This window comes from Thalassotalea sp. LPB0316 (assembly GCF_014898095.1).
GTDB lineage: Bacteria > Pseudomonadota > Gammaproteobacteria > Enterobacterales > Alteromonadaceae > Thalassotalea_G.
In genome coordinates, this window is the sequence record NZ_CP062946.1 from 1,998,017 (window position 1) to 2,010,367 (window position 12,351).

Below are 12,351 nucleotides of genomic sequence, written 5' to 3' on the forward strand. Positions count from 1 at the left end.
TGTAAATGTCAGTATGATTCGCGCCTCACTAATTAGCGCTCAGCAAATAAGCAATTGTTGGCAAGATGTTAATTAGTTATTCGTTGGGGTTAAATCCGCCAAATAGACTGTTCTACTAATCAATTCGAGATTAGTTCTTATCCGCGTGGTCTTCAAGGTGGTTTCCTCTTAGGTTTACGCAGGAAAATCCTGCCTTGAGAAGACAATTTATGACTGAATCAAACAATGCTCAAGTGAGCTTTGACGCTTTAGGCTTGCCTGAAGTTTTATCATCTGCTTTAAAAACAATGGGTTTCGAGAACCCAACACCGATTCAAGCGATGACTATTCCACCGTTATTAGCAGGCAAAGACGTATTAGGTGAAGCACAAACGGGTACCGGTAAAACTGCCGCGTTTGGCTTGCCGGCATTAGCGAGTATCGATACCTCGATTCGCAAGCCGCAAATGCTAGTGATTGCACCTACACGTGAATTAGCGATTCAAGTATCTGAAGCGATTGAACAGTTTGCTAAAAATATGAAAGGCTTGCGCGTGGCAACGGTATACGGTGGTCAATCTTATGGCCCGCAGTTTGCGCAAATTGAGCGTGGTGCCCAAGTGATCGTTGGTACGCCTGGCCGTATGATGGATCACTTACGTCGTAAAAGCTTGAAACTAGAGCACGTTAAATTTTGTGCGTTAGACGAAGCTGATGAAATGCTCAACATGGGCTTTTTAGAAGATATTGAGTGGATCTTAGATCACTTAAGCGACGATACACAAATGGCATTGTTCTCAGCGACAATGCCACCGCAAATTCGCAAAATTGCTAACCGATTCTTAAAAGATCCTGAGCACTTACGCGTAGCGCCTGTTAAGAAAGTTAAGGCAAATATTACACAGTTAGTGTGGAAAGTCAGTGTACTTAACAAGAAAACGGCACTAGAGCGTGTCTCTGAAGTACTAGATTACAAAGCGATGATCGTGTTTGTTCGTACCCGCAACGACACCGTTGAAGTGGCAGAGCACCTTGAGTCGAGAGGATTTGCTGCCGCGGCGATTAATGGTGATATGAACCAAGCGCAGCGTGAACGCACCGTTGATCAATTGCGCAATGGCGCATTAAAAATCTTGGTAGCAACAGACGTCGTTGCCCGTGGTTTAGATATTCCAAGTATCGATCTAGTCGTCAACTACGATTTACCTGACGACAACGAAGTTTACGTTCACCGCATTGGTCGTACTGGCCGTGCTGGCCGTGAAGGTACGTCGATTTCATTTATGCGTCCACGCGAAATGTACCGCATTCGTCATTACGAGCGTTTAACATCGGGTAAAGTTGAAGATTTTGAATTACCAACAATTCAAGAAATTGGTAAAGCGCGTATTGACCGCACTAAGCAAGAATTAGTGGATGTATTAGCCAATAACGATATTAGCCAAATGATGGAAATCGTTGAGAAAATGGCTGAAGAGTCGGAGATGTCGGTTGAGCACTTAGCTGCAGCGTTATTGCACCTTAAGCAGTTAAAACAGCCATTATGTCCGAAAGAAGATCCTAAACCGCGCCGTGAAGCGCGTGATAGAGATGACAGAGGCGGTCGTCGTGACGCCCGTCGTGGTGATAGAGACAATCGTGGTGACCGTGGTGAACGCGCTCCGCGCAAACCAAAAGCTGTGCGCAGTGATGTTGATTGGCAAACATACCGTTTAGAAGTGGGTAAAGAGCACGGTGCTAAGCCTGGTGATATTGTTGGCGCAATTGCTAACGAAATCTCATTAGACAGTAGCTACATCGGTCAAATCAACTTGTTTGAACGTCATAGCTTTGTTCAGTTGCCGAAGAATATGCCTTCAAATATCTACAAGAAGTTAAAAGGTGTTCGCGTACGTCGCCAACAGTTAGATATTTCATTATCTGAAGCGCCAGTGGTTACGCAAAAACGCAAACCTCGTGGTGAGCGCAGCGAGAGACCACGCCGTTACAACTAATAGCTTAGTTAATGTACATAATGAAAAGGAGCCTTAGGCTCCTTTTTTATGCCTTGAAATAAGGCTAATACCACTACTTGTTAAGTCGTCATATTTTGGCTGATTAAAAGTAATGATTACCTTAAAATAATCTGTGTAACTTATTCTTTACGTCGGTTGTCTAGGCATTGTATAGCCTAGCGAGCACTTGATTAATTTTTCGATAAAGGGCTTGTAAATTTAGTTATACAATCCACTCATTAATTGGATTGGCTCTAAGGCTTTTGCTATCGAATTTTCCCGTTAATAATGCAGTCATAATTATTATTAGGAAAAAGATATGACGACAGTGAATAATCCTTTAAAACTTTGCGGTATCGAATTTACCGAATATGCAACTCCAGATAGCGATTATATGGAGCAAGTATTTTACGGTTTTGGTTTTTCAAAAACGAAAAAGTTAAAAGGCCGTGATGTAGAATACTTTGGTCAAAACGACATTCACTTCTTATTAAACAAAGAACAGAAAGGCTTTTCTCGCGAGTTTGCTAAATCTCATGGTCCAGCCATTTGTTCAATGGGTTGGCGCGTAGAAGATGCTCAGTTTGCCTTTGAGCAAGCAATCGAGCGTGGCGCCAAGTCAGCAATGGACGCGGAAAATAAATTACCATACCCTGCCATTTACGGTATTGGTGATAGCTTGATCTATTTCGTTGATAAATTTGGTGACAAAGGTTCAATTTACAACGACGATTTTGAAGATTTAGCTGAGCCTGTGATCAACAAAGATAAAGGCTTTTTACGCGTTGACCACCTAACAAATAATGTTTACCAAGGAACGATGGAGAAGTGGGCTAACTTCTACAAAGACGTTTTTGGTTTTACCGAAGTGCGTTACTTCGATATCAAAGGTGAGAAAACGGCACTTGTGTCTTACGCATTACAATCACCATGTGGCCTGTTCTCTATTCCAATTAATGAAGGTAAAGGTACTAACAACAACCAAATCGACGAATACCTAGACGAGTACAATGGTCCAGGTGTTCAGCACTTAGCGTTTATTACGGACGATTTAGTTGGCTCTTTAGATCAATTAGATAAAGGTATTATTGATACCTTGAATATTGTCCCTGAATACTATGATGATGTGTTTGATCGTATTCCTTGGGTTAAAGAAGATAAGAAGCGTATTCAAGAACACCAAATCTTGGTGGATAGCCAAAAAGAAAATAGCTACTTATTACAGATTTTCACGAAGAATATTTTTGGCCCGATCTTTATTGAGATGATCCAACGCGTTGACGACAAAGGTTTTGGTGAAGGTAACTTCACTGCGTTATTCAAGTCGATTGAATTGAACCAAATGGAGCGTGGCGTTTTATAATCCGCTTGGAAAGCTGGAAAGCTGGAAAGCTGGAAAGCTGGAAAGCTGGAAAGCTGGAAAGCTGGAAAGCTGGAAAGCTGGAAAGCTGGAAAGCTGGAAAGCTGGAAAGCTAGGAAGCAGGAAAGTTATAGCGTACAAAAAAGGCTAGAGATTAAATATCCTAGCCTTTTTTTGATTTTGCTATCAAGCGTTTAAGTATGAGATTCCCGATTCAAACACCTCGGGAATGACGTATTTTTCAGCGTTACAGCCTTATTGCCTTACAGCGAAATTGAAAAGTTTTGCTTTTAAGTATGAGATTCCCGATTTAAACACCTCGGGAATGACGTATTTTTCAGCGTTACAGCCTTATTGCCTTACAGCGAAATTGAAAAGTTCTGCTTTTAAGTATTAAATTCCCGACTAAGACACTTCGGGAAAGACGTATTCTTTTCACCTTTCAGCCTTAAAGCATTACAGCATTTAACTCCTGACTGACAGCTAACAGCTCAAAACTCCAAAGATTCCCTACTAAAACACCACGGGAATGACGCCGTTAAGGGCTTGAATGCTTTAACGCTAGAACGCTTTAATTTACCGCGTTAACGCTTGAAAGAAGGTTTATTGCTATTGCTAACCTCGGCCAGCGCAAGAGACTTCGAGATCTTTTAAAACACCGTCGCCTAAGTTGTACACTACACCGTGTACAGTAACGTTTTGACCACGTTGCCAAGCATTTCTCAATATAGTTGTATTTGAAACATTCGCGACTTGTTCGATAACATTGTACTCACATAACAGATTTACTTTTTCAGTGTGATCAGTAACTTGCGCAAGTTTTTCTTTGTGAAAGCGCTGCACGTCTTTAATGTGTCTTAACCAATTATCAATTAGGCCAAAGTCTTTGTCTTCAAGTGAGGCAGCAACACCACCACAACCGTAATGACCACAAACAATAATGTGCTCAACTTTGAGTACTTCAACAGCGTATTGCAAAACCGATAAGCAGTTTAGGTCTGTGTGGATGACTTGGTTAGCGATATTTCGGTGAACAAAAATTTCACCGGGTGCTAATCCTAACAGTTGGTTTGCCGGTACGCGTGAATCAGAACAACCAATCCACAAATACTTTGGCGATTGTTGTTGGGCAAGGTTGGAAAAAAAATCGGGATTATCTTGTTTGATATTTTCAGACCATTCACGGTTCTGATCAAATAGGTGGCCAATAGAAGACATGTTAACCTTTGGTTTTATGATAAAGCGGTCATTCTAGGTAAAAACGCCTTGAAGTAAAGCAAAACCTAATTGGTCGGAGCAATTAAGGTTTGATAAAATATACCGATTCTTATTCGATGCAGAGATAATTTCATGGCGACAGCATGTGCTCGACACATTTTAGTTAAAACCCAACAACAAGCCCTAGATATTAAAAAACAACTCGATAAAGGCGCTGATTTTGGCTCATTGGCGAAAAAGTTTTCTACTTGTCCGTCAAAGAAAAAAGGCGGTGACTTAGGTGAATTTCGCCGCGGGCAAATGGTCAAGACTTTTGATGATGTCGTATTTAAAAAAGAAGTACTTAAGGTTCATGGGCCGGTAAAAACCAAGTTTGGCTTTCACTTAATTCAAACAATTTATCGCAACTAAGGGGGCATGCGGTAACGCGGTAGGGTTTAAAGGTGTTAAGGCCCTAATGTTTGAAGGCAGAGATAGAGTAGAGTGACTTTAGCATTAGGGCCCTTAAGCATTCGAGCGTTAAAACTTCCAGCAATCTTGTATGCCAGCCTTTTAGCATTCAAGCGCTAAACGGCGTTATGCTCGAGGTGTTTTAGTCGAGAATCTCTGCAGCGTTAATAGCGCTGACTTACCGGGTTAACTATCGTCTTTTTCTTCTTCTGCCTCGAGTGCTTTTTTACGAGCAGCCACTTTAGCTTTTTGCTCATCGGTTAAATGAAATTTAGTCGCCGATTGTTTAAGTAATAATATACCGCTAACAACAGTTCCTAATACGATGACAATTAACAGAATTTCTTGCCAAGTCATGTTCACCCCTCGAGTGTGTTTGTTTTTTTTTATATGTTTGCAACACTGACTAGTCAAATCAAAAAAAACCGCAATCAATTACTAATTATTGATAGCAAAATATCAATATTGCGTGTAACTTAGTCGAATAACTAATAATGATTACCTGATTATACGTTTAAAACAGGTAACAAAGATATAAGTTTCAACAGGATGAATTATGCTAGAACGCTTGAACCTTAAGCTTCTTTTACCACAAGTGATTGTTGGTGTTTTACTTGTCTTACTACTCTCTCTCTTTACCGATGCTTCGGCACTGATTATCAGTTTACTCATTGTGATGTTAATTGTGCAGTTTGTCGCCAGCTATATCTGCTCAAATATTTGGCTTGCTGTTCGTTTAGAGCGGTTAAAAACTTACTTAGATCAAGTCACAAGCACAGAAGAAGCGCCACAAAAGCCCCTGCGCGACGGTATTAATGACGAATTGGGACGTATCATTAATCAGCTCAGTGCGTTTATCGGCAATTTGTCTGATGTGATTAAAGAGATTCGCCAAGAGTCTGAATTGTTGAGTTCGGGTTCTACTCAGTTAGCCGAGCAAATGAGCGTTTCTTCAAATTCAGTGAATACGACGAGTCAACAGATAGAGCAGATGGCAGATTCGATTACTGAAATCGCTAGCACTTCATCGGTGCTGTCGGAAAGCGCTTCGCAGGTAAGTGAAACCACCAGCCAAGTGATGGATATTTTAATGCAGGGCACGCAATCGTCTAATACCAGCCAGCACACCATTGAAGCATTTGCCTCAGAAGTTAATGGTATGGCAAATGATATTGCACTATTACAAGAAGAAAGCGCGCGTATAGGCTCTGTCTTAGATGTTATTCGCGGTATTGCTGAACAAACCAACTTGTTAGCGCTAAATGCCGCGATTGAAGCGGCTCGCGCTGGCGAGCAGGGGAGAGGCTTTGCGGTTGTTGCCGATGAAGTTCGTGCACTTGCCCACCGAACACAAGAATCAACCGTAGAAATTCAGTCGATGGTCGAAGGGCTGCAATCGAAATCAACCAATGCCGTTGATGCGATTTCTCGAGGTCAATCGCTAACTCAAGAGAGTTTAACGCACTCGCAAGAAGTGGTTAGTGCGTTAGCGAAAATTGGTGACGTTTTTGCCGAAGTTGACAACCTAACATCACAAATTGCTAGTGGCACTGAAGAGCAGCAACGCTCAACGGCTTCTATTAACGATAATATGGCGGCAATTGTCGAACTATCGCGTGAAATTAACCACGGGTTAAGCTCGGTTAGCCAGCACGCTGAAATGCAACAAGCAACTGCAGCGGATGTTGATAAAACATTGAACAGAATTTGTGTTTAGGCTTTACTGTCTCAGATCTAAATAACCGTAAAGGCCGCAATTGATGCGGCCTTTTTTGTGCTTAACGTTAATTAAAATAGCCCTTTGGCAACTGCATAGTCAAGCAATGCAAACTGCCGTATTGTTCAATGATCGGTAAGCAGTTAATCGCGATGATTTCGTGCTCTGGAAAAGCTTTTGCCATTTGGCTTACGGCCAATGTGTCATTGATATCTTGATAAACAGGCACAAGTACTGCGTTGTTAATGATCAAAAAGTTAGCGTAGGTTGCTGGTAGGCGATCACCGCTTGCGTCAAATTTTGCTTCAGGTAGCGGCAGTGGCACTAGCTTAAATGGTTGCCCGTTTATCTGTCGAAAGGTTTTTAACTCAGCTTCCATTTTCGCTAGGTCTTGATAGTGTGCGTCTTCTTGGCGGTCACACTGGGTGTAAACAATTTGATTGTTTGGCGCAAAACGGCACAGGGTGTCAATATGCGCATCGGTATCATCACCGATCAAATCGCCGTGATTAAGTATTAGCGCTTTATTTAATCCCAGCAGTGTTAATAAACGCGTGGTCAGCTCCTCTTTAGCTAACTGAGGGTTTCTATTTTGATTAAAAATACATTGGGCTGTGGTCAGTAAATGGCCTTGACCATCGCTTTCTATACCACCGCCCTCTAGCACTAAATCAATAGTTTTACGCTCAATATGATTAAACGACGGGCTCGAAAAAAGCGCACTGTTGATCTGGTTATCGAGCGCCGCATCAAATTTGTTACCCCAACCGTTAAAGGTAAAATCAAGCGCTTTGATTTGATTTCCTGAAGATAAGGTTATAGGCCCGTGATCTCGAGCCCACGTATCATTGGTTGGTGCGATAATAAAAGTCACACGGTTAGTGTCGGCATTTACTTGCTCAAGTAAATTGATAACATGTGCTTTAATTGCTTGGTTGTGGCAAACAATGACTAAGCGTTCAAAGCGTAAAATTGCTTGGCAAATTTCAACAAAAACGGGCTCTACTTTCGTTAGAATTGGTTGCCAATCGGTATCTGGGTGAGGCCATGTTAACATCACCGCGTCTTGCTCTGCCCACTCAGCAGGTAGTGAAAAGTGTCGTGAATTCATTAATGTTTTATTACTCTTTGGCCGACTCACGGCGTTGCTTTGCTAACATTTGTAGCTCTTTAGCTTGAATGTGGAGGCTGGCGCGAACCAAAATATCTTGATCGAGCTCTCTAATTTGCTGAAATATGACGGTGTAACAAGTTTGCTCTGCTTGGCTGCCTTTTTCGATAATTTCTGCATGGCTGTAGATTGCAACATTCTCAACATCGAGAAAAATTTTCAGCTCGACCAGTTGACCAATTTGATAATCTTGCTCACTTAAAAATCTGATCCCGGAACCGCCAAACAGCACACCACTTGCTCGAGTTGATTCGTCGTCGTGTTGCTTGAGAATGTAACCCACAAGTAAGTCGATTTTTCTCGATTGGTGTTGTAAATAATCCGTGAGCTGATTCGACACGCCGCGCATTGACTGAATTGAGCGCAAGGCGCTTTGATCAATCGATGCATTATCTGATGACAGCAGAAAAGGCACGGGAATTAAGCTTTCAAAGGTCTCTTCACTGACGGCTTTTGCTAGTGGTATAACATTGACACTAAACTCGTGAGCGATGGCAAAAAACTCTTCAAATTGCGCTAGCTTTTCGGTTTGGCTTAACTGATTCATAACTGTCCTGCTGATGTTTTTGTTTATTATAATTAAGTATTAAAACAATCCTAGTATTTGTTTTAATTGAGTGGCGGGGAAACAGGTAGTACCGAGATAAAAATCTATGATAAGCTTGCTAAACAATAATAATACTCATTGATATAAGCTAGCATAGTAGTACAGCGCTAGTGAACACTGATAAATCGAGTCTGTTTAATTTCATGTTACAACCCGTAAGTTTATTCATCGGTTTACGATACAGTAAAGCGCGCGCTAAAAGTGGTTTTGTCTCGTTTATCACGTTTTTTTCTATTATTGGTATCCTGCTCGGTGTGAGCGCGTTGATCACCGTCGTATCTGTGATGAATGGCTTTGAAGGCGAGCTGAAAAAACGGGTTTTAGGTATCGTTCCGCATGTTGTTGTAAGCAGTGATCAAGCGATTGACAACTACCCAACACTCATCAACCAAGCTCACCAACACCCTCGGGTAAAAAGCGTCTCACCGATTGTAGAAAGCGAAGCGCTTATTCAATCGCCATCAAGCCTAAAAGGAATTTTGCTGACCGGTATCTTACCTGATTATGAAACAACAAATATGATCAGCGAACACACCGAATACGGCGATTTTAACGCGCTTAACAAAAATGCCTATCACATAGTTATCGGCCGCTCTCTAGCCCGTCAACTCAGTGTCAACTTGGGTGACGAAGTCAGGGTCGTCTTGCCCAATAAAACACGCTTTACGCCGATGGGGCGCGTACCTGTGCAACGCGTATTTAAAGTTGTCGGATTGTTTAACGTTGGCTCGCAAATTGATGATAGTGTCGCTTATATTCATCTTGCCAAAGCAAATAGATTACTAGGCCACCCAACAAGTCGGGTAAGCCAGTTGCGCTTTTACTTAGATGATGCCTTTGTTGCTCAGCAAGTGGTCGATGATTTTGCTGAGCAACTAAGTGACTATCAGGTTAAATATTGGCAGCAATCACAAGGCGCATTGTTTAATGCGGTGAAAATGGAAAAACGCATGATGTGGTTAATGCTAAGTTTGATCGTCGCGGTTGCCGCTTTTAATATTGTTTCGGCACTTGTGATGGTCGTTATCGATAAACAAGGCGAGATCAGTATCTTGCAAACACTTGGCTTAAACCGCCTCGATATTTTAAAGATTTTTATTACTCAAGGTATGGTTAATGGTCTTTGGGGCACGTTTTTTGGTACCTTACTTGGCTTACTCGTAACTTTTAATATCAATGATCTATTAGCTGTGATGAATATCAATTTGTTCGGCGCTGCTTATGGCGACCAACAGTTGCCCATCCTTTTTCAACTTAACGATTTAGCGACGATCATTGTTGGTGCTCTCGCACTGACCTTGCTCGCTACTTTATATCCCGCGTATCGCGCATCACGCACGATGCCAGCACAGGTACTAAAACATGAATAACGTATTAACTTGTCGAGCTTTGTCGAAAGACTATGTGCAAGGGCAAAATGTCACCTCGGTTTTAAAAGATCTCGATTTAACGGTATCGGCAGGTGAAATGGTTGCCGTTGTTGGTCGCTCGGGTTGTGGTAAAAGTACGTTTCTACATATAGCTGGTGCACTCGATAAGCCTACGAGTGGAACAGTGCAAATAAATGATGTTGATATTCATCAGTTAAGTGAAAAACAACAAGCAAAATTTCGCAATCAGCACATAGGTTTTATTTATCAATTCCATCACTTAATGATGGAGTTTAGCGCCGAAGAAAACGTGGCTATGCCGCTGTTGATCAAAGGACTATCGGTACAACAAGCCAGTGCTAAAGCTCGTGACATGCTAACCAAAGTGGGTTTGTCGCATCGGGTTAGCCATCGTCCAGCGCAATTATCGGGCGGTGAACGCCAACGGGTCGCTATTGCACGAGCCTTGGTCAATGAGCCTGCATTAGTCTTGGCGGATGAACCAACCGGTAATCTAGACGCTGAAAGTGCTGAACAAATTTATCAATTACTGCTGAGCTTGAATGAATCGCTTAAAACCAGTTTTGTTATTGTTACCCACGATTTATCGCTTGCCGGTAAAATGCATCGCCAATTAAGTCTCGAGCACGGTAAGTTAGCGCCGCTAACCTTATCTCAGGACTAACGCTATGGCGAGCTCGTTAAGTTTATTTTTAGCTAAGCGTTACTTATTTAGCCGCCACCAAAGTGGTTTTGCTGCGTTTATTTCTGCTTCATCTACCTTGGGTATTATGCTCGGTGTTTGCGTGTTAATTGTCGCGCTCTCTGCGATGAATGGCTTTGAGCGCGTGCTTGCTCAAAAGCTGCTATCGATAGTACCTCATGGTGAGTTAATCAATGTTGAAAGGCCGATGATCCAGTGGCAAGACAACATTAACCAAGCGCTTGAGCATCCGAGGGTATTAGCGGGCGCACCAGTCGTTAAATCGCAAGCGATGTTACAGAAAAAAGGCCAGTTAAAAGGCGTAGAGTTGCGCGGTGTTGATATCCGTCTAGAGCAACAAGTATCAGATATTGCACAGTACGTTAATTCGGGGAGTTGGCAGGATTTAAGCCAAGAAAATGCAATTATTATTGGCCAGGGCATTGCCAATAAACTTAGCCTATCGGTCGGTGATAAAGTACAGCTACTGTTACCTAAAATAGCTAAGCAGCAGTTTGGTCAATCCTTTCCTGCACCACAAGTGTTTAACTTAACGGTAGCCGGTACCTTTAAATTTGGTGGTGTTATTGATGATAGCCTGATTTACTTAAATTTATCGCAAGCCCAAACAATGCTTAATTTGTCATCGGAGCAAGTACAAGGCATTCGATTAAAAGTTGATAGTATTTTTTCAGCGCCACAAATTATGCGTGAAGTGGCTAATCAAATGACGCGAGATTACGTTTATATTTACGATTGGACACGTACGCAAGGTCATTTGTTTTCAGATATTCAGCTCGTGCGCGCAGTGATGTACCTAGCCTTGTCTATGGTGATAGCGGTGGCGAGCTTTAATATAGTGTCAACGTTAATTATGGTGGTTAATGAAAAGCGCAGTGACATTGCGATTTTATTGACCATGGGCGCAAGCCCTGCAACCATTATGAGTTGCTTTATCTTGCAAGGCTTAAGTAATGGTATTTTAGGGACACTACTCGGCACTGGGGTAGGGCTGTATTTGGCGGATAATTTAACTGAAATTGTGCGTTTGCTAGAGTCATTGTTTAACACCCAATTTTTATCGGGTGATGTCTATTTTATTAACTACATTCCTAGCCATATCGTTTCATCAGATATCATTTTTACCGTTGTTATCGCGCTTGTCATGAGTTTGATTGCGACAATTTATCCGGCGTGGCGAGCGACAAAAGTTCAACCTGCGCAGGTGTTAGGGCAGGCTTAACACCATTACTTCTTGCGAGTTGTCTGGCGTTTTTTCCACTCTTTTGATACCGAATGACGCCATAAACTGTGAATACCAAAATAACCAATCAAACTGAATAGCACTGCTAGGGCAGCACAGCCAACCAAAAAGGAAGGGCCAATTGTCGATAGGCTATCAATCACCCATTGCCACGATGCTTCGAATTTAAACGCTTGTTTGGGGGTGTTCAGTAACCAAGCGCCAACCACATAACAGGCGTAGAAAATGGCAGGCATGGTAATCGGGTTGGTGATCCAAACAATAGCGACGGATAACGGTAAATTTCCGTGTACTATAATGGCAGTACCCGCGGCTAAAATCATTTGAAATGGCACTGGGATAAACGCAAAAAATAAACCAATAGCAAATGCCCGAGCAACTGAACGACGATTTAAATGCCATAAGTTGGGGTTGTGTAAAAAGTCACCAAACACCTGCAAGTGTTTATTGTTGCGAATGGTTTGATGATCTGGCATGTAGCGCTTAATAGTCTTTTTGGGCATAAATAAAATGGATTT

Annotated in this window: 12 protein-coding genes; 7 read left to right on the forward strand and 5 right to left on the reverse strand. The window is 42.1% G+C overall.

Going from position 1 to position 12,351, the window contains the following annotated elements; translation table 11 throughout:
* The first annotated feature begins 209 nt into the window (after positions 1-209).
* Together LP316_RS08820 and hppD are read left to right on the forward strand one after the other, a co-directional pair.
* Positions 210-1,973 (forward strand): DEAD/DEAH box helicase, encoded by a 1,764-nt coding sequence (locus tag LP316_RS08820; protein ID WP_193020639.1) that lies wholly within the window; start codon positions 210-212, stop codon positions 1,971-1,973.
* Positions 1,974-2,292: 319 nt separating this feature from the next.
* A complete protein-coding gene (gene hppD, locus LP316_RS08825; RefSeq protein ID WP_193020640.1) occupies positions 2,293-3,336 on the forward strand; it encodes a 4-hydroxyphenylpyruvate dioxygenase in 1,044 nt (347 codons plus the stop codon).
* A gap of 612 nt (positions 3,337-3,948) precedes the next feature.
* On the opposite strand, the gene can is transcribed toward hppD, so the two are convergent.
* The gene (gene can, locus LP316_RS08830; protein WP_193020641.1) at positions 3,949-4,551 is read right to left on the reverse strand and encodes a carbonate dehydratase; all 603 of its coding nucleotides are present in this window, start codon (positions 4,549-4,551) and stop codon (positions 3,949-3,951) included.
* Between the two features lie 132 nt (positions 4,552-4,683).
* Between can and LP316_RS08835 the strand changes: the two genes are divergently transcribed.
* Positions 4,684-4,962, forward strand: a complete 279-nt coding sequence (locus LP316_RS08835; RefSeq protein ID WP_193020642.1) for a peptidylprolyl isomerase — start codon at positions 4,684-4,686, stop codon at positions 4,960-4,962.
* 225 nt (positions 4,963-5,187) lie between these two features.
* Here the strand turns inward: LP316_RS08835 and LP316_RS08840 are convergent, their stop codons facing one another.
* On the reverse strand, positions 5,188-5,358 hold the full coding sequence (locus tag LP316_RS08840) for a DUF2897 family protein (protein WP_193020643.1): 171 nt from the start codon (positions 5,356-5,358) through the stop codon (positions 5,188-5,190).
* 199 nt (positions 5,359-5,557) lie between these two features.
* Between LP316_RS08840 and LP316_RS08845 the strand changes: the two genes are divergently transcribed.
* Entirely contained in the window at positions 5,558-6,718 is a 1,161-nt protein-coding gene (locus tag LP316_RS08845) for a methyl-accepting chemotaxis protein (RefSeq protein WP_193020644.1), read from the forward strand.
* A 67-nt stretch (positions 6,719-6,785) separates the two neighbouring features.
* Here the strand turns inward: LP316_RS08845 and LP316_RS08850 are convergent, their stop codons facing one another.
* Positions 6,786-7,829: an agmatine deiminase family protein gene (locus LP316_RS08850; protein WP_193020645.1), complete on the reverse strand. Its 1,044-nt coding sequence runs from the start codon at positions 7,827-7,829 to the stop codon at positions 6,786-6,788.
* Positions 7,830-7,839: 10 nt separating this feature from the next.
* Positions 7,840-8,436, reverse strand: a complete 597-nt coding sequence (locus tag LP316_RS08855; protein ID WP_193020646.1) for a PilZ domain-containing protein — start codon at positions 8,434-8,436, stop codon at positions 7,840-7,842.
* A gap of 203 nt (positions 8,437-8,639) precedes the next feature.
* Between LP316_RS08855 and LP316_RS08860 the strand changes: the two genes are divergently transcribed.
* The 3 genes from LP316_RS08860 to LP316_RS08870 are packed head-to-tail and all read left to right on the forward strand — an operon-like array spanning position 8,640 to position 11,812.
* Entirely contained in the window at positions 8,640-9,866 is a 1,227-nt protein-coding gene (locus tag LP316_RS08860) for a lipoprotein-releasing ABC transporter permease subunit (RefSeq protein WP_193020647.1), read from the forward strand.
* Positions 9,859-10,551: a lipoprotein-releasing ABC transporter ATP-binding protein LolD gene (lolD, locus tag LP316_RS08865; protein ID WP_193020648.1), complete on the forward strand. Its 693-nt coding sequence runs from the start codon at positions 9,859-9,861 to the stop codon at positions 10,549-10,551. Before LP316_RS08860 ends, lolD begins: the two co-directional genes overlap by 8 nt.
* Before the next feature lie 4 nt (positions 10,552-10,555).
* On the forward strand, positions 10,556-11,812 hold the full coding sequence (locus tag LP316_RS08870) for a lipoprotein-releasing ABC transporter permease subunit (RefSeq protein WP_193020649.1): 1,257 nt from the start codon (positions 10,556-10,558) through the stop codon (positions 11,810-11,812).
* Positions 11,813-11,817: 5 nt separating this feature from the next.
* Here LP316_RS08870 and LP316_RS08875 read toward each other — a convergent pair whose 3' ends face one another.
* Positions 11,818-12,336: a DUF2062 domain-containing protein gene (locus tag LP316_RS08875; protein WP_193020650.1), complete on the reverse strand. Its 519-nt coding sequence runs from the start codon at positions 12,334-12,336 to the stop codon at positions 11,818-11,820.
* Positions 12,337-12,351: the final 15 nt, after the last annotated feature.

What these genes read in the sequence shown, in the direction of transcription:
- LP316_RS08860 (WP_193020647.1), top strand. Translation starts at nt 8,640, where the DNA reads ATGTTACAACCCGTAAGTTTATTCATCGGTTTACGATACAGTAAAGCG.
- LP316_RS08840 (WP_193020643.1), bottom strand. Translation starts at nt 5,358, where the DNA reads ATGACTTGGCAAGAAATTCTGTTAATTGTCATCGTATTAGGAACTGTT.
- can (WP_193020641.1), bottom strand. Translation starts at nt 4,551, where the DNA reads ATGTCTTCTATTGGCCACCTATTTGATCAGAACCGTGAATGGTCTGAA.
- LP316_RS08835 (WP_193020642.1), top strand. Translation starts at nt 4,684, where the DNA reads ATGGCGACAGCATGTGCTCGACACATTTTAGTTAAAACCCAACAACAA.
- LP316_RS08875 (WP_193020650.1), bottom strand. Translation starts at nt 12,336, where the DNA reads ATGCCCAAAAAGACTATTAAGCGCTACATGCCAGATCATCAAACCATT.
- LP316_RS08870 (WP_193020649.1), top strand. Translation starts at nt 10,556, where the DNA reads ATGGCGAGCTCGTTAAGTTTATTTTTAGCTAAGCGTTACTTATTTAGC.
- hppD (WP_193020640.1), top strand. Translation starts at nt 2,293, where the DNA reads ATGACGACAGTGAATAATCCTTTAAAACTTTGCGGTATCGAATTTACC.
- LP316_RS08850 (WP_193020645.1), bottom strand. Translation starts at nt 7,829, where the DNA reads ATGAATTCACGACACTTTTCACTACCTGCTGAGTGGGCAGAGCAAGAC.
- LP316_RS08845 (WP_193020644.1), top strand. Translation starts at nt 5,558, where the DNA reads ATGCTAGAACGCTTGAACCTTAAGCTTCTTTTACCACAAGTGATTGTT.
- lolD (WP_193020648.1), top strand. Translation starts at nt 9,859, where the DNA reads ATGAATAACGTATTAACTTGTCGAGCTTTGTCGAAAGACTATGTGCAA.
- LP316_RS08820 (WP_193020639.1), top strand. Translation starts at nt 210, where the DNA reads ATGACTGAATCAAACAATGCTCAAGTGAGCTTTGACGCTTTAGGCTTG.
- LP316_RS08855 (WP_193020646.1), bottom strand. Translation starts at nt 8,436, where the DNA reads ATGAATCAGTTAAGCCAAACCGAAAAGCTAGCGCAATTTGAAGAGTTT.